This window comes from Nocardia sp. NPDC003963, assembly GCF_053605105.1.
In genome coordinates this window covers 721,813-742,669 of sequence record NZ_JBSGIP010000001.1, presented here as the reverse complement: position 1 = coordinate 742,669, position 20,857 = coordinate 721,813, and the positions used below count along the sequence as shown (strand labels likewise).

Sequence of the window (20,857 nt, the reverse complement as noted above, 5' to 3'; positions counted from 1 at the left end):
GTCCCGGTCAGGCCGGTCCGGTACCGGCCGCCGCGCGCACCGCCGCCGCCACCCCGGCGGCCGCCGCCGAATCCCCACGCGCACACGACCATCCGGTCCGGCCGCCGCGCCGGTACTCGAGGTAGGCGATGTCATGACCGGCCACACGATGGCCGGTCAGGGCCAGGACCTCGATATCGCGACCGGCCGCCGCGAGGGCGCTGACCACCGCGTCCACCGGATCGACGCCCGCGTGCTCGGTACGGTGGGCGCGGCCGCCGACCACCAGCCCCACCGCGACAACCGAGCCCCGGTCCGGCCCGGACACCCGCAGATCCTTCAACTGCACGTCCGGCGGCTCGACGGCGTCGATATAGGCCGCGTCGAACAGGGCACGCAACTCGGCGGCGCTCACCTCGCCGCCGGTCCCGTCGACATGGCCCTGCACCCGCGCGGCGAAGTCGATCTGCAGCCGGCGCGGCAGTTCCAGTCCGAATTCGGTGGCCAGCAGATAGGCGATACCGCCCTTACCGGACTGTGAGTTGACCCGGACCACGGCGTCGTAGCTGCGGCCGATATCGGCCGGGTCGATGGGCAGATACGGTACGCGCCACTCGATCTCGCGTTCGGCACGCCCGGTGACCGCGGCCCGGGTCCGGTGTTCGGCGAAACCCTTCTTGATCGCGTCCTGATGAGTCCCGGAGAACGCGGTGTGCACCAGATCGCCCACATAGGGGTGGCGGGGATGAACGGGCAGCCGGGTGCAGTACTCGACGGTGCGGCGGATCTCGTCGATATCGGAGAAATCGATCATGGGGTCCACCCCCTGGGCGTGCAGATTCAGCGCCAGCGTGGCGATATCGACATTCCCGGTACGTTCGCCGTTGCCGAATACGCAGCCCTCCACCCGCTGTGCCCCGGCCAGCACCGCGAGTTCGGCACAGGCCACACCCGTACCGCGGTCGTTGTGCGGATGTACCGACAGCACGATGCTGTCCCGGCGGGCGAGGTTGCGGTGCATGTACTCGATCTGATCGGCGTACACATTGGGTGTCGCGATCTCCACCGTGGCCGGCAGGTTCAGCGTCACCGGACGTTCCGGTGTGGCCTGCCACAATTCGGTCACGCTGTCGCAGATCTCGAGCACGTACCCGGGTTCGGTCTGGTTGAACACCTCCGGAGAGAACTGGAAACGCACCCGGGGCAGGTCCGCGGCGAATTCGAGCACATCGCGGGCACCGGCCAGGATCAGCTCGCGCACGGCTCCGGCGTCCTTGCCCAGCACGGTGTCCCGCCAGATGGGCGCGGTGGCGGTGTACAGGTGGATCACCACCTCGTTGTCCATCCCGCGGACCGAGTCCACGGTACGGGCGATGAGATCGCGCCGGGCGGGGGTGAACACCACCGGGGTCACATCCGGTGGAACCGCACCGGTATCGGCCAGCATCCGGACGAAATCGAAATCGGCCCTGGAGGCCGAGGGATAGCCGACCTCGATCTCCTTGTAGCCCATGGCGACGAGCATGGTGAAGAACCGCATCTTGCGATCCGGGTCCATCGGCTCGGCCAGGGCCTGGTTGCCGTCGCGCAGATCCACCGGGACCCACAACGGCGCCCGGTCGATCCGGGCCTGCGGCCACCGGCGTTCGGCGACGGGGATATCCACCCGGTCGTAGCTGTCCCGGTACCGGTGCGAGGGCAGCTGGGAATGCCGCTGCCGGTACCACTGTGGCGCGTCGCCGGGGATCGGACCGGCGGGAGTATCGATGGTGGGATGGGCCTGCGTGGCCATGGGGCGCTCTCCGGATTTCCTGTTCGTTCGGCCGTCTCCGCGACGGTGATCGGCCGACGACAACCCCACGGCGGGGCGGCCGATCGATCAGGCCCCGCCGTGGCGGTCGAGGAGAAGCTCCGGGTGCGACATATGGCAGACTGTACACGACTCCTCAGACAAGTAGCGAGGCTCGAATTGGTTTCCCAGGTACGACGACATCCGCTGGCCGAGCAGACGGCCGAACTCCTGCTCGCCCGGATCCGCGGCGGCGAATGGCCGCTGGGGCATCGACTACCCGGCGAGACAACGCTCGCGGCCCAGCTCGGCGTGGGACGTTCGACATTGCGCGAGGCCATCCGGGAGCTCGCCGGGCGCGGAGTGCTGAGCAGCCGGCAGGGCGCCGGCGTATTCGTCACAGCCCTGGATATCGCCGAGGACTGGGATATCGTCGTGCGGCGCGCGAGTATCGCCACGGTCGTCGAGGCCAGGATGGCCATCGAGACCGAGGCCGCCGCCCTGGCCGCGGATCGGCGCACCCCCGCCGATCTGCGGACGATCCGGCGAACTCTCGCGGCCCGGGCCGTACCGGGACTGTCGGTGCCCGAGCACGTCGATGCCGATATGGCTTTCCACCGGGCCGTCATCGTGGCCGCGCACAACGACATACTCATCCAACTGTTCGATACCTTCCTGCCCCGGCTGCGGATCGCGATGATCGATATGCTGCACATCCGCCCGCTGCCCTCCCCGCCCGCCGACCACGCGGCGCACGAACGGCTCGCCGCCGCCGTCGCCGCCCGCGACCCCGACGCGGCGGCCGCACTCAGCCGCGATCATCTGCGCGCCATCAAGGAGGCCTTCTCGTGAACACACCCGTCCTGGAGCTGACCGATGTCACCTTCCGGCGCGACGGCAACCAGATCATCGACGGCATCTCGCTGACGGTGCGCGCCGGTGAGCACTGGGCCCTGCTCGGCCCGAACGGCGCGGGCAAGAGCACCCTGCTCGGCTTCTGCGGTGCCCTCACCCATCCGACCACAGGTACCGTCCGCGTCCTCGGCGCGCAGCTGGGACGTGTCGAGTTGCAGAAGCTGCGGCGGTCGATCGGACATGTCGACCCCCGGCACCCGCTGCGTTCACCACTGCCGGCGCGCGATGTCGTACTCACCGGACTCACCGGGTCGGTCGACACCCCGATGCGCTGGACCGCGACCGCCGAGCAGATCGACGCCGCCACCGCCGCACTCGATGCCGTGGGCATGGCGGCCAAGGCGGAGCGGAACTGGTTCACCCTCTCGCAGGGCGAACGCGGGCGCACCCTCATCGCCCGCGCCTTGATCACCGCGCCCCGCCTGCTGCTGCTCGACGAACCGACCACCGGCCTCGATGTGGCCGCCCGCGAACAGCTGCTGCATACGATCGATTCACTGGACCGCACCCATCCCGAACTCGCCTCGGTCCTGGTGACCCACCATCTCGAGGAGCTCCCGACCACGACCGGGCACGCCCTGCTGATCGCGGACGGCCGCACGGTCGCCGCGGGGCCGGCCGCCGAAACCATCACCACCGCACATATTTCCACGGCTTTCGACCATCCGGTCCGGGTCACCCGGGAAGGCGGCCGGTGGTCCGCGCGGTCCCCGCTGGCCCAGCCGGTCTGATGCGCTCTACACTCGATAGCCCGTGACCGGGTCGTCCACGGTTTTAGATACACGAAGCAATGTGTGTACCATAACGAGGTGACCACCGCGAGCCGCACCTCCAGACCGCCCGGCCGCCCGGCCTCGGCCACCCGTGAAGAAGTCGTAGCACTGGCCCGCCAGGCCTTCCTGGCCGGGGAACGGGTCGATGTCCAAGCGATCGCCGCCCAGCTCAAACTCAGCCGGGCCTCCATCTACCGCTGGTTCGGTTCCCGCGACGGTGTCCTGGGCGCCGTCCTGGCCGGGGAATTCGAATCCCTCATCGAACGCGCCGACGCCCGCCGCCGCGAATCCGGCGCCCGGCGCATCCTCAGCGTCCTCGACCGGGTCAACCGCTGGATGGCCGGGAACGAACCGTTCCGGCAGTATTTCGAGAACGAGCCGCTGGCCGGCCTGCGCATTCTCACGGCGAGCGACGGCCCGGTACAGCCGCGCATCCTCGTGGCGGTGGAGCGGCTCATCATCCGCGCCGAGGAACAGGACGGCTACGCGCCCCGGCTGGAACGGTCACTGCTCGCCTACTCCCTGGTGCGGCTCGGCGAGGCATTCCTCTACCAGGACAACGTGACCGGTCTGCGCGGCGATGTGGACCGGCTGCACCAGGTCCAGACGGCACTGCTGGGCATCGATCCGGTCGAGGACGAAGATCCGCGATGATCTCGGTATGGATCCACTGACGGCGCCGACGGAGGCGACCGGGCTGGTACTCGCCGCGGGCGCCGGGCGCCGATTCGGAAAACCCAAGGCAGAGGTCCTGTTCGAGGGTGAACGGCTGGTCGATCGGGCCGTGCGGCTGCTGAACGACGGCGGATGTGACCGGGTGCTCGTGGTATCCGGCGCGGTGGAACTGCGAGTGCCCGGAGCCACCGTGGTGCACAACCCGCACTGGGCGACCGGTATGGGCTCCTCGCTGACCACCGGCCTGGCGGCGATCCACGGCAGCGCGGCGGTTGTCGTCCCGGTCGATATGCCCTGGCTGGGCGCCGATGCGGTCCACCGGCTCCGCGCCTGCGGCGCGCGCCTGGCCGTCGCCACCTACGCCGGCCGCCCCGGCCATCCGGTACTGCTCGGCGCCGAGTACTTCCCGGCGGTGGCCGCCCGGGCGGTCGGCGATATCGGCGCCCGGAAGTTCCTGGCCGCCAATCCCGGACTGGTTCAGCGGGTGCCGTGCGACGGGACGGGTTCGCCCGAGGATGTCGACACCCCGCAGGACCTGATGCGGTGATCAGCGGCGCGCACCGATTCCGCGGGCCCGGAGTCCCCGGATCCCGGCACGGTGGCGTGGATCGGCCGCTGGGTGGCCGACAAGGGATGCGCTGACCCGCCGTGCCGTAGCGCGACGATCTCCGCGCCGATGGCCACCGCGGTCTCCTCCGGTGTCCGGCCACCCAGTTGCAGCCCGATCGGGGAACGCAACCGGACCAATTGCTCCTCGGAGAGCCCCGATTCGCGCAGCCGCGCCCGTCGTTCGGCGTCCGCGCGGCGCGATCCCATGGCGCCGATATAGGCGACCGGCCGCCGCAGCGCTTCGACCAGTATCGGGATATCGAATTTCGGATCGTGGGTGAGGACACACAGGACGGTCCGCGCGTCCAGCGCGGTGTCGCGGAGATAGCGGTCGGGCCAGTCGGTCACCACCTCGTCGGCCTCCGGCAGCCGCATCCGGTCCGCGAAAGTCGCCCGGGCCTCGCAGACCGTGACGTGATACCCCAGCAGTTTGCCGACCCGGCAGAGTGCGGCCGCGAAGGCATTCGCGCCGAAGACGATCATGCGTGGGGGCGCGGCGAATACGGCGACGAAGATCTCGCGCGCCGAAGCACCGCAACCGATCACCTGCAGCGCGCTCACCCCCTGGTGGAGCAGGTCACGCGAACGCTCCAGCACCTCGTCCGGCCAGGACCCACCGGCCGTGATCACCGCCCGGGGCGTCACCGCCACCATCGCACCGGTGGTGAGATCGCGGACCAGCGCCACCGGTTCGGCGGGGTCCAGCGCGGCCTCGATCACCGGGTAGTGCGCGGGCGTGATCCGCTCGACGACGATATCGAGTTCACCGCCGCAGGTCAGGCCGACCGCGAAGGCATCGGAATCGCTGTAGCCGAAGGTCTGTCGTGTGGGCGCGCCCGAGGCCAGCACTTCCGTGCAGAGTTCGTACACCGCGCCTTCGACGCAGCCGCCCGAGAGACTCCCGCGCACCGCACCCGCCGCGTCGACGGCCATTGCCGCCCCCGGCGGCAGCGGCGCGCTCCCCCGGACCGCCACCACGGTCGCCAGGGCGTAGGAGGCCCCCTCGGCATGCCATCGGACCAGGTGCGTGGCCAGATCGCGCATCTCCACCTCCGCACCGCAACACTGCCGTAAAACCAGGAACAACATGCGAGAATACCACTTCCGCAAACCGACATTCTAATTCTTCAAGACGGCATATCCTGTATTGACACTGTCCGCGCGCCGGTGCTAAACAAGTGCTCAGCATCGGCGTGCCGGAACCCGGGCGCCCACGTTGCCGGTGCCCGTGACATCCCGCGAACGGAGGAACGGCCGGATGGGTCGAATCAGGCCGGCGCGCAGCGCCCCACACCACATCCCGACGCGACGGAGCCGACGATGAGCACCACCGAGAAGACGACGGCCGTCGGCGCCCGGGTCCCCCGGATCGAGGATCTGCGCCTGCTGACCGGCGCCGGAACCTTCGTCGACGACATCACCCGGCCCGGTATGGTGCACGCCTGCTTCGTACGCAGCCCACTGGCCCGGGCCCGGATCACCGCGATCGATACGAGCGAGGCCGCCGGGCTCGAGGGCGTGGTCGCGGTCTACACCGCCGCCGAGCTCAACCCCCGGGTCAGCGAGATCTCCTACGCACTGGACACTCCCGGCTTCCCCGAGGTACCCCGGCCGCCACTGGCCGAGGGCGAAGTACGTTTCGTCGGCGACCCCGTCGTCCTCGTACTGGCGACCGACCGCTATATCGCCGAGGACGCCGCCGAACTGGTGATCGTCGACTACGACCCACTCGATCCGGTCGTCGACTACGAAACCGCCGCCGCCGCGACCGAACTCGTCCACGCCGAATATGCCGGTAACTCGGCCGGCGGCCTGGCCGGCCGGGCGCCGGCGGATCTGGCGGCGGTCATGGACGCGGCCCCGCACGTGGTCCGCCAGACCATCCACCAGCAGGCCTACGCACCGGTACCGCTGGAAACCCGCGGGGTGGTCGCGGAATGGACCGCGCCCACCGGCGAGATGACGATCTGGATCTCCACCCAGTCACCGCACGAGGTCCGCGGCTTCTGCTCCCGGCTGCTCGGCATCGACGAACACCGGGTCCGGGTCATCGTGCGCGATACCGGCGGCGGCTTCGGGCAGAAGGTGGCGCCCCAGCGCGAGGAGACCTGCGTGATGCTGGCCGCGCGCACCGTGCGGTACGCGGTGAAATGGATCGAGGACCGGCAGGAAAGCCTCATGGCGGCCGGTATGGCCCGCCACGAACACGGTGACGTCGCCATGGCCTTCGACGAGGACGGACATATCCTCGCCGCGACCATCGAACACGTCCAGAACGTCGGCGCCTATCCGGTGCCCTCACCGCTCACCTCGTCGATCGCGGTCGGGATGCTCTTCCCCGGCCCCTACCGGGTGCCCGAATCCGGTTTCAGTACCGCCTCCTACTACTCGAACACGGTGGGCCGGGTCGCCTACCGTGGACCCTGGCAGTTCGAATCGGTCTCCCGGGAACTACTGCTGGACAACGCCGCCCGCCGGCTGGGCCTGGACCCGGTGGAGCTGCGCCGGCGGAATATGCTGAGCCACGACGAGATGCCGGTCGCCAATCCGAACGGCATGCCCTACTCGGACGCCTCACCGCGCGAAACCTTCGAGCAGGCCCTGCAGATCCTCGACTACGACGCCTTCCGGGCCGAACAGGCCGCCGCCCGCGCCGAAGGCCGCTATCTCGGCGTCGGTACCTGCACCTATGTGGAGCCGACCACCGGCGCGACCCCGTTCCTGAGCACGGAAGGGGCGACCATCCGGATCGCGCCGACGGGCAAGGTCAACGTCTATCTCTCGGGCGGTTCGGCGGGTAACAGCCTGGAGACCACCGCGGTCCAGCTCACCGCGGACGCGCTCGATATCGATATCGCCGATGTGCAGACCATCCAGGGCGATACCGCTGTCGCGCCGCAGGGCGGCGGTACCAACGGCAGCCGATCCGGATCGATGGCGGCGGGCGCGATCCGGCAGACCGCACAGGTTCTGCGCGACCGGATCGTCGCGATCGCGGCGAAACAACTCGGCGTCGCCGTCGAGGACGTGGAGTTCGCGCACGGCCGCGCGGGGGTGCCGGATTCGGAGAAATCCCTGTCGCTCGCCGAGATCGCCCAGATCGCCTACTACCAGACCGAATTGCTCCCACCCGGGGTGCCGCCCGGATTGGAGGCCACCGGCCGCCACCGCGCCGACCAATTGATGATCTGGGCCAACGCCACCCATGTGTGCACCTGCGAGGTCGATATCGAAACCGGCCATGTCACCCTGCTGCGGTTCGTCGTCAGCGAGGATGTCGGGCCGATGATCAACCCGAACGTCGTCGAGGGCCAGATCTACGGCGGTACCGTCCAGGGCATCGGGGGCGCGCTCTACGAGCATCTCGCCTACGACGACGACGGCAACCCGGTCGCCACCACCTTCCTGGACTATCTGCTGCCCACCGCGACCGAGGTACCCGAGATCGAACTCGGCCATATCGAAACCCCGAGTACCGGGCCGGGTGGATTCAAAGGTGTCGGCGAAGGTGGCGCCATCGGCGCGACGCCCGCGGTACTCAACGCCGTCGCCGACGCGCTGGCGCCGTTCGGGGTCGAGATCGACCGGCTCCCCCTGTCCCCCGCCCGCATCGTATCGATGATCGAAGCGAGCGGCACCTCGGAGGTCACCTCATGAAACCCGCTGCCTTCGAGTATCACGCGCCCACCACCGCGGACGAGGCCGTGACCATGCTCGCCGACCTGGGCGACGAAGCCAAGATCATCGCGGGCGGGCAGAGCCTGGTACCGATGCTGGCCCTGCGGCTCGCCGTTTTCGATCACCTCGTCGATCTGCGCAAACTCGAGGAGTTACGCGGTATCGAAGCCCGTGGCGACACGATATGGGTCGGCGCGGGTACCACGCACGCCGCCGTCGGCCGTGACCCCGGTATCCGCCGGGATATCCCGCTGCTGCATCGGGCGACACCGCTGATCGGGCATTTCCAGATCCGCAATCGCGGCACCATCGGCGGCGCCGTCGCGCACGCCGATGCCGCCGGCGAGTACCCGGCGGTGGCGCTCACCCTCGACGCGCGGATGCACACCTTGTCCCCGCGCGGCACGCGGGAGATTCCGGCCGCCGAGTACTTCACCGGTATGTGGAGCACCGCCATGGAACCCGACGAACTGCTCACCGGGATCACCTTCCCGGTATGGCGGGGCCGGACCGGTTTCGCGATCGAGGAATTCGCCCGGCGCGCGGGTGATTTCGCGATGGCCGGCGCCGTGGTCGCGGTGCGGCTGGACGCCGATTCGCGGATCGAGCGGGTCGCGCTGGGGCTCATCGGCCTGGCACCCACCCCGCTGCGGGCCACGGCGATCGAAACCGAGCTGGTCGGCCGCCCGGCCGCGGAGATCACGGCCGCGGAGATCGGCAATTCGGTGACCGCGGGACTGAATTCGGTACCGGCCGATATCCACGGCTCCGCCGATTACCGGCGCCGGATCGGGGCGGTCATGGTCGCGCGGGCCTGGACCCGCGCGGTAGAGGAGGCGAGCAATGACTGATATCGAGATCTCGGTGGTCGTCAACGGGCGCAAGCGCCGGGACCGGATTCCGCCGCGCCGCACGCTGGCCGACTACCTCCGCGAGACCTGCGGCCTCACCGGCACCCATCTGGGATGCGAACACGGGGTCTGCGGCGCCTGTTCGGTACTGCTGGACGGGGCCGCGGTACGCGCGTGCCTGATCTTCGCCGTACAGGCCGACGGTGCCGAGGTGACGACGGTGGAGGGACTGGCCGATACCGACGGCACCCTGTCCCCCGTCCAGCAGTCCTTCCGGGACCATCACGGCCTGCAGTGCGGTTTCTGCACACCGGGTTTCGTCGTCTCCGCGACTGCCTTCCTCCAGGAGACACCCGACCCCAGCGACGACGAGATCCGGGAGGCCCTGTCCGGCAACATCTGCCGCTGCACCGGCTACCAGGGCATCATCCGCGCCGTCCGCGACGCCGCCGCCACTCTCAGCGCCGAAACATCCGCGCACCCGCAGGCCACCGCCGGTGCCGACGCCAAGGACCGCGTATGAAACTAGAGAACACTTTCCAGATCCCGGTTCCCGCCGCGGATGCCTGGCCGGTACTGCTGGATCTGGAGCGGATCGCGCCCTGTGTCCCCGGGGCCGTCCTCACCTCCCGGGACGGGGACGATTTCCACGGCAAGATCAAGGTCAAACTGGGGCCGGTCGGGCTCACCTACAACGGCATCATCAAGGTCGTCTCCCAGGACGAGACCGCGCGGGTGGCGGTACTCGAGGGCGGCGGCCGGGAGACGCGCGGCAACGGTACGGCCAAGGCCGTGATCACCTGCCGGCTGGTCGAATCCGAGGGCATCACCGATGTTTTCGTCGATACGGATCTGGCGATCACCGGCAAACCGGCCCAGTTCGGCCGCGGCGCCCTCGCCGATGTGGCGGGCAGCCTGATCGGTACCTTCGCCGATAATCTCGCGGCCGAGATCACTGCTTCGGCCCCCGGAAACGCCGAACCGGACACCGCTGCCGCAACCACCACGCCGGAAAGCGGCCGAGCTACGGTGACCCGGCTCGATCCCCGCCCGGGCGCCGAACCCATCGATCTGATGGCAGCCGCCGGCATCACCGCCAACCGGCAGGTGATACTCGGCCTGGGCGCGGCGGTCGTGGTACTGCTGCTGTTGCTCACCCGGCGGCGCCGCCCCGCCCGGTGACGCGGTAGTACCGCGAGCTGCGGCCGGCACCCGGCATTCGCGCTCGGTCAGGCGTTCGGCGACCACCGTTTCCGGACCGAGGTCGGCGGTCGGCGTGGCAGGCAGCCCGGGACCGGGTGCGGTCACGATCCGCGAAATCGGCGGACCGCCGAGGGGCTCCCGCACTGCCGAGCGCGCCGGGGCCGGGCTGCTCCGGCACCGAGAACGCCACACCGGTATCCCCCGTGGCCGGCCCGGCGGAGCGTTCCCGAGGGGCCGGACCGAAATCGGCTCTTGTGTACCGTCGTCGGTGTACAAAAGTACACAGACGGAGGGATCGGTTATGTCGCTGGCGCTGCTCGGGGCGGCCATTGTCGCCGAAATCGTGGGCACCAGCCTGCTCAAGGCCACCGAGGGTTTCACCCGGCTCTGGCCCACCGTCGCCTCGCTGTCCGCCTACGCTCTCGCCTTCGTACTGCTCGCCCAGGCCATCGCTCGCGGGATGAACGTCGGTTTCGCCTACGCGGTCTGGTCCGGACTCGGCACCACCCTCATCGTCATCATCGGCGCGCTGTTCCTCGGCGAATCGCTCAGCGCCACCAAGATCGCGGGGGTCGCCCTGGTGGTCGCCGGCGTGGTCACCCTCAATCTCGCGGGTGCGCATTGACCCCCCGCGACCCGCATCGCCGCCAGCGCATCCTCGATGCCGCGCGTGCGCTGATCCCGGCCCACGGGATCGCCGGCCTGACCCATCGCCTGGTGGCCGCGGAGGCCGGGGTCCCGGTCGGATCGACGACCTACTACTTCGCCGATCTCGCCGACCTCACCGCCGCCGCACTCGCCGATACCGCGACCGCCACCCGCGCGGCCCTGGCCCACTGGTCCGCGGCACTGGACGGCAGCGCCGATCTGCCCGCGACCCTGGCCGGACTCACCGCGGAGTATCTCGCGCACCCCGGTCAGCCGATCACCGTCAACGAACTCTGTCTCGCCGCGGCCCGGCTACCGGAACTGCGTCCGCCGGCGCGGGTCTGGTTCGACGGCCTCGTCGATATCCTCACACCGCACACCGGACCGGACGCCGCCCGGGCGATCGCGATATACCTCGAGGGCAGCCTGCTGCACGCACTGACGACCGGGTCGGCACCGGACACCGCCGACCTCATCGCACCGATCGCCGCACTCACCGGGATCACGCCCGGCACCGCCCGCTGACTCACGACCGTGTTCCGCCGGCCGGTACGGCGTCCGGACGCAGGTCCAGCCGGCGGAGCAGCTGGGCGTTGAGCGCGACCACCACGGTCGATACCGACATCAGGATCGCGCCGACCTCCATCGGCAAGGTGATATGCCAGGGGGCCAGCACACCGGCGGCCAGCGGAACGGCGACGATGTTGTATCCGGCTGCCCAGACCAGATTCTGGACCATCTTGCGATAGGTCGCGCGCGATAATTCGATCACCGAGAGCACCGCGCGCGGATCGTCACCGGCCAGCACGACACCCGCAGACGCGATCGCCACATCGGTCCCGGCGCCGATCGCGATGCCGATATCGGCCCGGGCCAGCGCCGGAGCGTCGTTGACACCGTCACCGACCATCGCGACGGTCCGGCCCGCCGCCTGCAGTTGCCGGACCTTCTCCCCCTTGTCCGCGGGCAGTACTCCGGCGAACACCTCGTCGATACCGAGTTCGGCGGCCACCGACCGGGCGACGGGCTCGGCATCACCGGTGATCATGGCGACGTGGATACCGTGGGCGTGCAGCGCCGCGACCGCCGGCGCCGATTCGGGCCGGACCGCGTCGGCCGCGGCCAGTGCGCCCACCACCGCGCCGTCGCGGACGATATGCAGGACAGTCGATCCCGCGCCGGCCCATCCGGCAGTTCCGGGAAGCGGTGTGAGCCCGTATTCGGCGAGCAGCCCGGGCCCGCCCACCTCTACGGTCACGCCGGTAACCGTCGCGGTGACCCCGATGCCGTTGCGGGCGGTGAAATCGGTGGCTTCCGGAACCGCGAGGTTCCGGTGCGCGGCGGCCGCGACGACGGCGCGCCCGAGCGGATGCTCGCTGTCGCCCTCGACCGCGGCCGCCAGAGCCAGTACTTCGTTCTCGTCGTATGCCGCCGTTCCGGTGACCGCCACGACAGCGGGGGCACCTTCGGTCAGCGTGCCGGTCTTGTCGAAGAGGACCGCGTCGACGGTACGCATCGCCTCGAGCGCGCGCCGATCCGTGATCAGTACACCGGCCCGCGCGGCACGCTCGGTGGCGAGGGCGATCACCAGCGGGATCGCCAGGCCGAGCGCATGCGGGCACGCGATGACGAGCACCGTGATCGTCCGGGTGACCGCGGATTCCGGCTGCCCCAGCAGCAGCCAGGTGAGCGCGGTCAGTACAGCGGCTCCGGAGGCGAACCAGAACAGCAGGCCCGCGGCCCGGTCGGCGAGCACCTGGGCCCGCGAGGAGGAGTTCTGCGCCTCGGCGACCAGCCGCTGGATCCCGGCCAGCGCGGTATCGGCTCCCACCGCGGTGATCCGCACCCGCAGCGCGGAATCGGTGCTGACCGTGCCCGCGACCACCCGGTCGCCCGGTTCCCGCCGGACCGCGCGGGATTCACCGGTGATCATGGACTCGTCCACATCGGCGGTGCCGGATTCGACCGTCCCGTCCGCGGGAACCCGCCCGCCGGGCCGGACGATCACCAGATCCCCGGGGACCAGATCTCCCGCGGGGACAACGGCGGTACCCGTGGGGTTCACGCGTTCGGCCTCATCGGGCAGCAGTGCCGCCAGCGACGCCAGCGCGCTCGTCGCCTGCCCCAGCGACCGCATCTCGAGCCAGTGCCCGAGCAGCATGATCACGATGAGCAGCGCGAGTTCCCACCAGAAATCGAGTTCGTGCGAAACCGCTCCGAGCACCGCGCCCCACGAAGCCAGGAAAGCGACCGTGATGGCGAGCGCGATGAGCAGCATCATGCCGGGGCGCCGGGTCCGGATCTCCGATACCGCACCGGTGAGGAACGGCCGACCGCCCCAGACGTACATCACGGTGCCGAGCACCGGAGACACCCAGGTCAGGGCGGCGGGGACGCTGTATCCGACCAGATCGGCGAACATCGCGTCGGCGGCCACGACGGGTACGGCCAGCAACGACATCCACCGGAACAACCGGCCGAATATCGCCGCGTGATCACCGTGCCCACCGTGCCCGCCGTGGTCGAGGTGGTCGACGTGCCCACCGTGGTCGATGTGCCCACCCGAGTCGCCGTACGCCTCGTGGGTTCCGGTGTGACCACTTCCGTGCGACGGGGCGATATCTGCTCCGGCGTCGTGGGGCACCTCCGGTGACGTGGGCGCGCCCCCGTACCGGGTGTGCTCGGATCCGTGTTCGGTCGCCATACCCCGACCATACCCCTCCGGGGTATCCAGAGGGCGCGTTCGGACCGGATGAGGACGCGGAGCCGGATGACGGCCCGGCGCTCGCAGCACCGCGAACACCGGACCGCCCGCTCGATCAGCCGTTCAGCATGCTCTGCATCTGCTGGATCTCGGCCTGCTGCGTATCGATGATCTGCTGTGCGAGCGCCACGGCGTCAGGGTCGACTCCCTCGACCAGTTCGGTCTCGGCCATCCGCACCGCGCCTTCGTGGTGGGCGATCATCATGGTGAGCCACATCCGGTCGAATTCCGGACCCCGGGCCGCCTCGAGCTGTGCCATCTCCTCGCCGGTCATCATGCCCGGCATACTTCCGTGATCCATTCCGGAATGATCACCGGCCTCGGGCGTCGCGACACCCCATGCCTGCAGCCATCCGGACATGGTGGCGATCTCGGGGTCCTGGGCCGCCTGGATCCGTGCGGCCAGATCGATCACCGCCGGATCACTGGAGTGGGACGGCACCAGCGCGGCCATCTCCACCGCTTGGCGATGATGCGGGATCATCTCCTCGGCGAAGCGGATATCGGCCTGATTGTGCTCACCGGCCGCCGGTGCGGTCGCCGTGGCGGAAGCGACCGGCGATGTGGTCACGGTATCGGTCGCCGGAGACGTGTCCGCGTTGTCGTCGCTACAGCCGGTCAGTACGACGGCGGCGGCGAGGATCGCGAAGGCGGTTCCGGTGACAGGTTTGCTGATCATGGATGTACTCCTGGGAGTTCGGGTGTGTTGCGTACGACGAAGCAGCGCCGCGACCCGGACGTACCGGACCCGGCGGGCGTCGATCACAGCCGCAACACGCCCAGAACTGCCAGGCGCCGCGATATCGGAACAGGCGGCGGGGGCCGGGCCGTCGCTCCGGGCCGGAACACCGCCGCGCGCGTGGGCTCCGTCGTGAACAGATATCGGCCCAGCGCCGCGAAGATCAGCACCGACGCCAGAGCCGCGACCAGGATCGCCAGGCACAAGTGCAACAACTCGTGGCCCGCACCGTGGCCGGCCGGGGCGTCGTCGCCCGGGGCCGCCGAGATCGCGGCCGGCGGCCGCGGACAGCACCGCGCCGCCTCGCCGTGCGCCTGCCACCCATCCGGGGCAGGCGCGGCCGATACGAGGGACCGGGGGCTGGACACCGAATGATGCGTATCACCGCCGGCTCGCGCGGGCAGGTGGTGCATCCCCGATACGGCCACCGCGAGCACGACCGGTAGCAACCAGCGCACCAGCGTGCTCGCGAGACCGGAGTACACAGCCCGAATCTAGCATCGGGCCGCCGGGCGGACCGCCACCGCACACCGCTGCCGCAGATCGGCGCGGTCGATGGAGCGGACGTCGAGTCCGAGTCCTCGATCCGGCCCGGCCGGCCGCGAGAATTCGATGTGGTTCAGCCCATGATCGCGTTCATGATCGTGCCCGCGCTGGTCGCCACCGCGCCTCCGGCCATGGCACCCGCGATCTGCTTGGGAGCCGTCAGTGCCCCACCGTTCCACTTCTCCCACGCGAACTTGCCGCCGCCGAAGACGATCGAGGTGACGCCGGACAGCAGGACGAACCAGGTGAGATACCTGGTCATCTGGATGATCTTGTCCGACAGCGGGGGCGCTTCCGGACTCGGATTGCCCAGCTGGGCGAGTACGTAGTGGTCGTGTAATGCGGGAAGGCCGTCGTGCAGTGCAGTGAGAATCGTGCTCATCTGGTCGTGCCCCTCTCGGATGCCGGTATATGCGGTGACGACGAATGCCGATTCCGTAAAGCCGAACCCGACCGGTTATTGAAGCGCAAATGGGCGCACAATGGGGGGAGACTCACCGAAATTATCTGGTCGGGCCGGTGGGAAGCGGCGTGTCGCCGATGCGACACGCCCCCGGCATGCGCGCCAGCACTCGATCAGCATCCGGATCAGCGCCCCGGGCTCCGGTCCACGAACCGGCGTCATCGATCGGTCACAGCCGGGCCTCGACACGGCCGCCACCGCGGCGCGGGAGCGGGAACCGGGACGCGTCGCGCGGAACCGGGGCAGCCGGTCAGGAGGTGGCGGCGATACGCACGCCCAGCAGCTCCGTGAACTCGCCGAACGTCCGCACGGCGGCGACCCGCCGCGGCGGCAGTTCGAGCCCGTACTCCTTCTCGACCAGCACGACGATCGACAGGACGGTCAGCGAATCCACCTCGAGGTCGTCGAGGGTGGCGTCGGCCGGTATCTCGTCGAATTCCAGATCGCAGTGGATGCGCAGGAATTCCGCCACATAGTCCCGGATCGGCACGGTATCGGGCACAGCGATCGACCTTCCTGCGCTGTCGGAGATCCGGCACACCGGGCGAACGACGCTGTCCACCCGGCCATGTGCAGGATGGACCCCGGATACGACACCGGGATGTTCTGTATCCGAACAGATTTCGTCGCGAAAGTGTCCGGATGCCGAACGGCCGAGCGCCTTACCAGGTGAGCACGGGTTTGATCACCGAACCCGCATATTGTTCCGCGAGTGCCTTCTCGATCTCGGTGTAGGGGAAGCGGGTCACCAACCGGTCCACCGGCAGCAGACCGCGGGTGTGCAGATCGAGTAGATGCGGGATGAATGTGGCCGGTACCGCGTCGCCTTCGAGGCAGCCGCGGACTGTCCTGCCGCTCAGCACCAGATCGCGTACATCGATCTGCGGGACACCGGCGCCGAGCCCGACCGCGACCACCGTGGCACCGGTTCCCAGCGCCGCGAAGGCGTCGGCGAGGACCTTCGGCGACCCGGTGGTGTCCAATGCGTGTGTCGCGCCGCCGCCGGTGATCTCACCGATCGCGGCGATCGTATCGACCCCGGCGGGATCGAGCACCTCGTCGGCGCCCAGATCCCGGGCCAGCGCCCGCCGCGACGCGGCGGTTTCCACCACGATCGTCCGGACCCCGGGCACGGTACGAGCGGCCAGCAGTGCCGCCGAACCCACCGCGCCGGCGCCGTAGATCGCCAGCCAGGCCCCGGATTCCGGCCGCAACGCGTTCAGTACCGCGCCCGCACCGGTCTGGAAGCCGCACCCGAACGAGGCGGCGACGGCCGGATCGGCCGCCGGATCGACGGTTATCGTATTGTCCGCGGTGGTCAGTGCGTATCCCGCGAAACTGGACTGCCCGAAGAAACCGTCGCGCACCGGCAGGCCGTCGACGGTCACCCGCGCGGATCTGTCCGGCCGCCGGCCGAAATGGTTGAGCGCGGTCGAGTTCCGGCAGTAGGCCGGCCGTCCGGACGCGCAGTTGGGGCAGGTACCGCAGTGCCGGAAGGTCAGCACTACATGGTCGCCGGGCGCGACCGAGGTCACCGCCGCACCGACCGATTCGACGACTCCGGCGCCTTCGTGGCCCAGCAGTACCGGCCGGTCGGGTCTGCCCAGCGCCCGGTTGACCAGATCGGTATGGCAGATCCCGGAGGCGACTATGCGGACCAGGATTTCGTTGTCGCGTGGCTCGTCGAGGTCCACCGTCTCCACCGAGAACGGTGCCGCCGGATCGCGGGACAGTACCGCCGTCGTCCGCATGGCTACGCCCGTTCCAGCAGGAAGTAGAAGTACTGGCCGTCGGCGAGCACCAATTCCGGGCGACCGTTCATGATGCCCATCAGAGTGGTGTCGTCGAGCCATTTGAAGTGGTCGAATACGGCCCGGCCGTCGTAGACCATGGTGGCGGTCACTTCCCCGCGGAACTCGATGTTCCACAGCGTCGCCTCACCCTGCCCCAGTTCGACATCGGAGAAAAGGGTGCCGTCCTCGGCGCGGCAGATGAGCGGTTTCGCGTCGCCGAGCGAATGGAAGGTCTTGCCGTACCAGCGGCTCTCGGGCAGGGCCCGGCACAGCGGATGGCCGGTCTGGAACGCGTCACCGCGCCACTGGCCCAGGATCTCCTCGGCGCGAGCGGGCCGCAACCGGGCCCACAGATCGTCGAGTTCCGTCACCGAAACGCCCTCGGCCTGCTCCCGCAACTGCTGCCACCGTGGTTTGTCCGCGCTCATTGCTGTCCCATCGACTGGATTCGGCGAACCATCTGGTTCGGCAACGACCATAGTTCCGAACCATCCGGTTCGGCAAGATAGGATTCACGGTATGCGCGCGGCAGGCCAGGCAACCCGGGACCGGATCCTCGTGGCCGCCAAAGCGGAATTCGCCGAATACGGAGTCGCGGGCGCCCGGATCAACCGGATCGCCGCGGCGGCACAGGCGAGCAAGGACCGGCTCTACGCCTACTTCCCCGGGAAATCCGAGCTCTACGCGGCGGTCACCGAGCAGTGGACCCGGCAGACCACGGCCGAGACCGCACTACGCGCCGACGATCTGCCCGGCTACGTCGGCCGGCTCTTCGACCATTTCCTGGCCCATCCGGAGAACGCCCGGCTCCAGGCCTGGGCCGATCTGGAACCGGCCGACGAACGGATCGAACAGGTACTGCGCCGCACCGTCGACCCCAAACTCGCCGAGATCCGGCGCGGCCAGCGGATCGGCCTGGTCACCCCCGATATCGCGGCGCCGATGCTGTTGCGCATGCTCACCGAACTGGCCCGGACGACCGCCGTACACGCGGGCCCCGGCCCGGCCGGACGGATCGAAGCACAGCGATCCGCCGTGGTACTCGCCGCGCAACGCCTGGTCGGAGTACCGGCGGACCCCACCGGCCGCCTTACCGCGGGTGCTCATCCGAGCGCGGACGGCTCCCCTTCGGCCGGGGCGTCACCGTAGACGACCAGCCAGATCGCCCGGCCGAGCGCGGCCGCCAGTTCCGCATCGCCGATCCCGGTGCGCACCGCGAAGGCGGTGGTGATGGAGCGCTCCACCATGGCCGCCAGGACCAGGGCCGTCGCCGCGGGATCCAATTCCGGCGCCACCAGGCCGGCCGCCCGGTCGGCTTCCAGACGGATGCGCACCAGGTCGACGAAGATGGCCACCCGCGCGCGCCAGTAGGCACCCACATCACGGTCGTAGGCGGCGAGCTCGCTCAATGCCAGCAGCAGGTAGCGATGCCGCCGGAACCCGGCGATCATCGCGCCCATCGCCCGCCGCACCCCCGCCTCCCGGTCGGTGTGCTCGGCGCCCCACCACCGCTCGGCGGCCTCGAACAGATCAGCGGTGGCCAGATCCGCCGTCCGGATCAGCAGCTGACTCTTGTCCGGGAAGTACCGGTAGAAGGTGGACCGGGCCATCTGCGCGGTAGCGGCGATCTTCTGTACCGCGATCTCGGTGAACGGAGTCCCGTCGGCCAGCAGCTCCTCGACGGCGCGCAGGACCCGCTGCTCGAATTCGGCCCGGCGGTCCTCGTCCGGCTTCCGGGCGGACCGCGGGGGCCGGGTCAGCGAGGGCATTCCGCGCCCGCCGGATCGTTCGTGCGGTGCAGTGGATATCGGCTCGCAAGGTGCATGGGGCCATTGTGCCCGCTGCCGCGCGTTCCGCCGCGGGGCCCGGCAGCGCAGCCGGCTCGCCGACCGGCGCGGCGAGCACGAGTGGCCGGTTTGCCGCAGGTCGCGGAAAACTGTGCGGGACAGTGCCGCTCGGGCTGTTGACAATCGCGGCCGCGGACCGCACCATCAATCGGACATAGTGTCCGAGACTCGATGACCGAGGCGGTACCGATGGCTGACTCCCCCGACGCGGTCGAGCACGCCGATACCGTGGTCGTCGGCGCCCGGTGCGCCGGTTCGGCCACCGCGACCACGCTGGCCCGGGCCGGCCGCCGGGTCGTCGCACTGGACAGTGCGCGCTTCCCCTCCGACACCCTCTCCACCCATCTGCTGTGGCCCGCCGGCGTCGCGGAACTGTCCCGGCTGGATGCGCTCGAAGCCGTCGAAGAACTCGGCGCACCGCACCTCACCAAGGCCTACGCGGCCGGCGGCGGCCACGCGATCGCCAGCACCTTCCAGCAGGTAGAAGGCATCGACTACACGCTCTGCGTCCGCCGGGCCGGACTCGATCACGCGTTGATCCGCACCGCCCGTGCGGCCGGTGCCGAGATCCGCGAGAAATGCCGGGTCACCGATCTCGTCTGGGACGGGGCGCGCTGCGCCGGCGTCCGCTACACCGATTCCGGCGGCCACCCGGCCGAGATCCGCGCCGCCCTCGTGATCGGCGCCGACGGCCGCCGCAGCACCGTCGCGAAACTCGCCGGCGTCACGGACCCGTACGAATCCGAGCCCAGCGGTCGCGACTGCTATTTCGCCTACTGGCGTGATACGTCCACCGAATGGCGCGATACCGCGGCCCAGTGGCGGATCGGTGCCGATCTGGGCACCGCGTTCCCCTGCGACGACGGATTGCTGCTGAGCCTGGTTCAACCGCCCGCGGAATCCGGCAGGTTGCGCCCCGGCGACGCCGAACGCCGCTACGCCGCCGCGATCGACCGCCTCCCACCGCTGCGGGAACGCCTCCGCGGCTGCGAACAGGTGGGCCGGGTGCGCTCGGCTACCGATATCGTGTCCTATTTCCGCCGCTCCAGCGGACCGGGCTGGGCCCTCCCCGGCGACGCCGGGCATTTCAAGGATCCGGTCACCGCGCAGGGCATCCGCGACGCGCTGCACTACGGGCGACTGCTGGCCGAGACCGTCGCACCGGTACTCGACGATCCGGTACGGCTCGACCGTGCTCTCGACGCCTGGGAACGCCGCCGGGTACGCGAATGCCGCGAGATCTATCACTGGACCAACCGGCTCGCCCGCGGCACCGAGATGAGCCCACTGGAAGTCGAGCTGTACCGGGCCGCGACCGGGGACCGGGCACTCGCCGCGATCACCACCGGCATCTTCTCCCGCACCCGGCGTCCCGCCGAGCTCTACACCCCGGCCCGGATGGCCCGCCTCACCGCCGGCGCACTGTGGCGCCACCGCGACGACCCGAAACCGGTGCTGGCCGATCTGGCACACGAGATCGCCACCACCGCCGACGAATTCCGCACTTCGTGCACCATATTGCGCGGCACGCCGCCTGCTGTCCCCCCATCCTCCACCGGTACCGCCACCGCTTGACCAGGAGTAC

Annotated in this window: 22 protein-coding genes; 12 read left to right on the top strand and 10 right to left on the bottom strand. The window is 69.8% G+C overall.

All coding sequences use genetic code 11. The features are described from left to right. Nucleotides 1-7 precede the first annotated feature (7 nt). A complete protein-coding gene (locus ACWEWT_RS03460) occupies nucleotides 8-1,771 on the bottom strand; it encodes a 2-isopropylmalate synthase (RefSeq protein WP_452555727.1) in 1,764 nt (587 codons plus the stop codon). Between the two features lie 177 nt (nucleotides 1,772-1,948). Between ACWEWT_RS03460 and ACWEWT_RS03455 the strand changes: the two genes are divergently transcribed. The 4 genes from ACWEWT_RS03455 (at nucleotide 1,949) to ACWEWT_RS03440 (ending at nucleotide 4,678) form a co-directional block, all read left to right on the top strand. Then, nucleotides 1,949-2,620 (top strand): FadR/GntR family transcriptional regulator, encoded by a 672-nt coding sequence (locus ACWEWT_RS03455; RefSeq protein WP_452555725.1) that lies wholly within the window; start codon nucleotides 1,949-1,951, stop codon nucleotides 2,618-2,620. Further along, nucleotides 2,617-3,414 (top strand): ABC transporter ATP-binding protein, encoded by a 798-nt coding sequence (locus tag ACWEWT_RS03450; RefSeq protein WP_452555723.1) that lies wholly within the window; start codon nucleotides 2,617-2,619, stop codon nucleotides 3,412-3,414. The genes ACWEWT_RS03455 and ACWEWT_RS03450 overlap by 4 nt, the downstream gene beginning before the upstream one ends. 78 nt (nucleotides 3,415-3,492) lie before the next feature. After that, nucleotides 3,493-4,110, top strand: a complete 618-nt coding sequence (locus ACWEWT_RS03445; protein ID WP_452555721.1) for a QsdR family transcriptional regulator — start codon at nucleotides 3,493-3,495, stop codon at nucleotides 4,108-4,110. A 7-nt stretch (nucleotides 4,111-4,117) separates the two neighbouring features. Further along, the gene (locus tag ACWEWT_RS03440) at nucleotides 4,118-4,678 is read left to right on the top strand and encodes a nucleotidyltransferase family protein (protein ID WP_452555719.1); all 561 of its coding nucleotides are present in this window, start codon (nucleotides 4,118-4,120) and stop codon (nucleotides 4,676-4,678) included. On the opposite strand, the gene ACWEWT_RS03435 is transcribed toward ACWEWT_RS03440, so the two are convergent. Next, a complete protein-coding gene (locus tag ACWEWT_RS03435) occupies nucleotides 4,609-5,784 on the bottom strand; it encodes an XdhC family protein (protein WP_452557654.1) in 1,176 nt (391 codons plus the stop codon). The genes ACWEWT_RS03440 and ACWEWT_RS03435 overlap by 70 nt on opposite strands. A gap of 276 nt (nucleotides 5,785-6,060) precedes the next feature. Here ACWEWT_RS03435 and ACWEWT_RS03430 point away from each other — a divergent pair, with 276 nt between their 5' ends. The 6 genes from ACWEWT_RS03430 (at nucleotide 6,061) to ACWEWT_RS03405 (ending at nucleotide 11,645) form a co-directional block, all read left to right on the top strand. Then, nucleotides 6,061-8,397 (top strand): xanthine dehydrogenase family protein molybdopterin-binding subunit, encoded by a 2,337-nt coding sequence (locus ACWEWT_RS03430; RefSeq protein ID WP_452555717.1) that lies wholly within the window; start codon nucleotides 6,061-6,063, stop codon nucleotides 8,395-8,397. Next, nucleotides 8,394-9,269: an FAD binding domain-containing protein gene (locus ACWEWT_RS03425; protein WP_452555715.1), complete on the top strand. Its 876-nt coding sequence runs from the start codon at nucleotides 8,394-8,396 to the stop codon at nucleotides 9,267-9,269. Before ACWEWT_RS03430 ends, ACWEWT_RS03425 begins: the two co-directional genes overlap by 4 nt. After that, nucleotides 9,262-9,792 (top strand): (2Fe-2S)-binding protein, encoded by a 531-nt coding sequence (locus ACWEWT_RS03420; RefSeq protein ID WP_452555713.1) that lies wholly within the window; start codon nucleotides 9,262-9,264, stop codon nucleotides 9,790-9,792. Before ACWEWT_RS03425 ends, ACWEWT_RS03420 begins: the two co-directional genes overlap by 8 nt. Then, the gene (locus ACWEWT_RS03415; RefSeq protein WP_452555712.1) at nucleotides 9,789-10,451 is read left to right on the top strand and encodes an SRPBCC family protein; all 663 of its coding nucleotides are present in this window, start codon (nucleotides 9,789-9,791) and stop codon (nucleotides 10,449-10,451) included. Before ACWEWT_RS03420 ends, ACWEWT_RS03415 begins: the two co-directional genes overlap by 4 nt. 322 nt (nucleotides 10,452-10,773) lie before the next feature. Next, the gene (locus ACWEWT_RS03410) at nucleotides 10,774-11,097 is read left to right on the top strand and encodes a DMT family transporter (protein WP_058856314.1); all 324 of its coding nucleotides are present in this window, start codon (nucleotides 10,774-10,776) and stop codon (nucleotides 11,095-11,097) included. After that, nucleotides 11,094-11,645, top strand: coding sequence for a TetR/AcrR family transcriptional regulator (locus ACWEWT_RS03405; protein ID WP_452555710.1), 552 nt, complete (start codon nucleotides 11,094-11,096; stop codon nucleotides 11,643-11,645). Before ACWEWT_RS03410 ends, ACWEWT_RS03405 begins: the two co-directional genes overlap by 4 nt. Nucleotide 11,646: 1 nt before the next feature. On the opposite strand, the gene ACWEWT_RS03400 is transcribed toward ACWEWT_RS03405, so the two are convergent. From ACWEWT_RS03400 to ACWEWT_RS03370, 7 genes are all read right to left on the bottom strand, one after another. Then, a complete protein-coding gene (locus ACWEWT_RS03400; protein ID WP_452555708.1) occupies nucleotides 11,647-13,824 on the bottom strand; it encodes a heavy metal translocating P-type ATPase in 2,178 nt (725 codons plus the stop codon). Between the two features lie 115 nt (nucleotides 13,825-13,939). Beyond that, the gene (locus ACWEWT_RS03395) at nucleotides 13,940-14,563 is read right to left on the bottom strand and encodes a DUF305 domain-containing protein (RefSeq protein WP_452555706.1); all 624 of its coding nucleotides are present in this window, start codon (nucleotides 14,561-14,563) and stop codon (nucleotides 13,940-13,942) included. Nucleotides 14,564-14,646: 83 nt separating this feature from the next. Then, complete coding sequence (locus ACWEWT_RS03390) at nucleotides 14,647-15,108, bottom strand: hypothetical protein (protein WP_452555705.1); 462 nt, start codon at nucleotides 15,106-15,108, stop codon at nucleotides 14,647-14,649. 134 nt (nucleotides 15,109-15,242) lie between these two features. Next, a complete protein-coding gene (locus tag ACWEWT_RS03385; protein ID WP_452555703.1) occupies nucleotides 15,243-15,551 on the bottom strand; it encodes a hypothetical protein in 309 nt (102 codons plus the stop codon). 331 nt (nucleotides 15,552-15,882) lie between these two features. After that, a complete protein-coding gene (locus ACWEWT_RS03380) occupies nucleotides 15,883-16,134 on the bottom strand; it encodes an acyl carrier protein (protein WP_452555701.1) in 252 nt (83 codons plus the stop codon). A gap of 160 nt (nucleotides 16,135-16,294) precedes the next feature. Further along, nucleotides 16,295-17,383: an NAD(P)-dependent alcohol dehydrogenase gene (locus tag ACWEWT_RS03375; protein WP_452555699.1), complete on the bottom strand. Its 1,089-nt coding sequence runs from the start codon at nucleotides 17,381-17,383 to the stop codon at nucleotides 16,295-16,297. 2 nt (nucleotides 17,384-17,385) lie between these two features. Beyond that, nucleotides 17,386-17,853 carry a DUF4334 domain-containing protein gene (locus ACWEWT_RS03370; RefSeq protein ID WP_452555697.1) on the bottom strand — a complete coding sequence of 156 codons (468 nt, stop codon included), beginning with the start codon at nucleotides 17,851-17,853 and terminating at the stop codon, nucleotides 17,386-17,388. A 91-nt stretch (nucleotides 17,854-17,944) separates the two neighbouring features. Between ACWEWT_RS03370 and ACWEWT_RS03365 the strand changes: the two genes are divergently transcribed. Continuing rightward, nucleotides 17,945-18,574: a TetR family transcriptional regulator gene (locus ACWEWT_RS03365; RefSeq protein ID WP_452555695.1), complete on the top strand. Its 630-nt coding sequence runs from the start codon at nucleotides 17,945-17,947 to the stop codon at nucleotides 18,572-18,574. On the opposite strand, the gene ACWEWT_RS03360 is transcribed toward ACWEWT_RS03365, so the two are convergent. Further along, the gene (locus ACWEWT_RS03360) at nucleotides 18,529-19,194 is read right to left on the bottom strand and encodes a TetR/AcrR family transcriptional regulator (protein ID WP_452555693.1); all 666 of its coding nucleotides are present in this window, start codon (nucleotides 19,192-19,194) and stop codon (nucleotides 18,529-18,531) included. The two genes, ACWEWT_RS03365 and ACWEWT_RS03360, sit on opposite strands and share 46 nt — an antisense overlap. A 267-nt stretch (nucleotides 19,195-19,461) precedes the next feature. Here ACWEWT_RS03360 and ACWEWT_RS03355 point away from each other — a divergent pair, with 267 nt between their 5' ends. Continuing rightward, nucleotides 19,462-20,847, top strand: a complete 1,386-nt coding sequence (locus tag ACWEWT_RS03355) for an NAD(P)/FAD-dependent oxidoreductase (protein ID WP_452555691.1) — start codon at nucleotides 19,462-19,464, stop codon at nucleotides 20,845-20,847. The last annotated feature ends 10 nt before the right edge of the window (nucleotides 20,848-20,857 follow it).

What these genes read in the sequence shown, in the direction of transcription:
- ACWEWT_RS03460 (WP_452555727.1), bottom strand. Translation starts at nt 1,771, where the DNA reads ATGGCCACGCAGGCCCATCCCACCATCGATACTCCCGCCGGTCCGATC.
- ACWEWT_RS03440 (WP_452555719.1), top strand. Translation starts at nt 4,118, where the DNA reads ATGGATCCACTGACGGCGCCGACGGAGGCGACCGGGCTGGTACTCGCC.
- ACWEWT_RS03435 (WP_452557654.1), bottom strand. Translation starts at nt 5,784, where the DNA reads ATGCGCGATCTGGCCACGCACCTGGTCCGATGGCATGCCGAGGGGGCC.
- ACWEWT_RS03430 (WP_452555717.1), top strand. Translation starts at nt 6,061, where the DNA reads ATGAGCACCACCGAGAAGACGACGGCCGTCGGCGCCCGGGTCCCCCGG.
- ACWEWT_RS03425 (WP_452555715.1), top strand. Translation starts at nt 8,394, where the DNA reads ATGAAACCCGCTGCCTTCGAGTATCACGCGCCCACCACCGCGGACGAG.
- ACWEWT_RS03420 (WP_452555713.1), top strand. Translation starts at nt 9,262, where the DNA reads ATGACTGATATCGAGATCTCGGTGGTCGTCAACGGGCGCAAGCGCCGG.
- ACWEWT_RS03415 (WP_452555712.1), top strand. Translation starts at nt 9,789, where the DNA reads ATGAAACTAGAGAACACTTTCCAGATCCCGGTTCCCGCCGCGGATGCC.
- ACWEWT_RS03410 (WP_058856314.1), top strand. Translation starts at nt 10,774, where the DNA reads ATGTCGCTGGCGCTGCTCGGGGCGGCCATTGTCGCCGAAATCGTGGGC.
- ACWEWT_RS03400 (WP_452555708.1), bottom strand. Translation starts at nt 13,824, where the DNA reads ATGGCGACCGAACACGGATCCGAGCACACCCGGTACGGGGGCGCGCCC.
- ACWEWT_RS03395 (WP_452555706.1), bottom strand. Translation starts at nt 14,563, where the DNA reads ATGATCAGCAAACCTGTCACCGGAACCGCCTTCGCGATCCTCGCCGCC.
- ACWEWT_RS03385 (WP_452555703.1), bottom strand. Translation starts at nt 15,551, where the DNA reads ATGAGCACGATTCTCACTGCACTGCACGACGGCCTTCCCGCATTACAC.
- ACWEWT_RS03375 (WP_452555699.1), bottom strand. Translation starts at nt 17,383, where the DNA reads ATGCGGACGACGGCGGTACTGTCCCGCGATCCGGCGGCACCGTTCTCG.
- ACWEWT_RS03370 (WP_452555697.1), bottom strand. Translation starts at nt 17,853, where the DNA reads ATGAGCGCGGACAAACCACGGTGGCAGCAGTTGCGGGAGCAGGCCGAG.
- ACWEWT_RS03365 (WP_452555695.1), top strand. Translation starts at nt 17,945, where the DNA reads ATGCGCGCGGCAGGCCAGGCAACCCGGGACCGGATCCTCGTGGCCGCC.
- ACWEWT_RS03360 (WP_452555693.1), bottom strand. Translation starts at nt 19,194, where the DNA reads ATGCCCTCGCTGACCCGGCCCCCGCGGTCCGCCCGGAAGCCGGACGAG.
- ACWEWT_RS03355 (WP_452555691.1), top strand. Translation starts at nt 19,462, where the DNA reads ATGGCTGACTCCCCCGACGCGGTCGAGCACGCCGATACCGTGGTCGTC.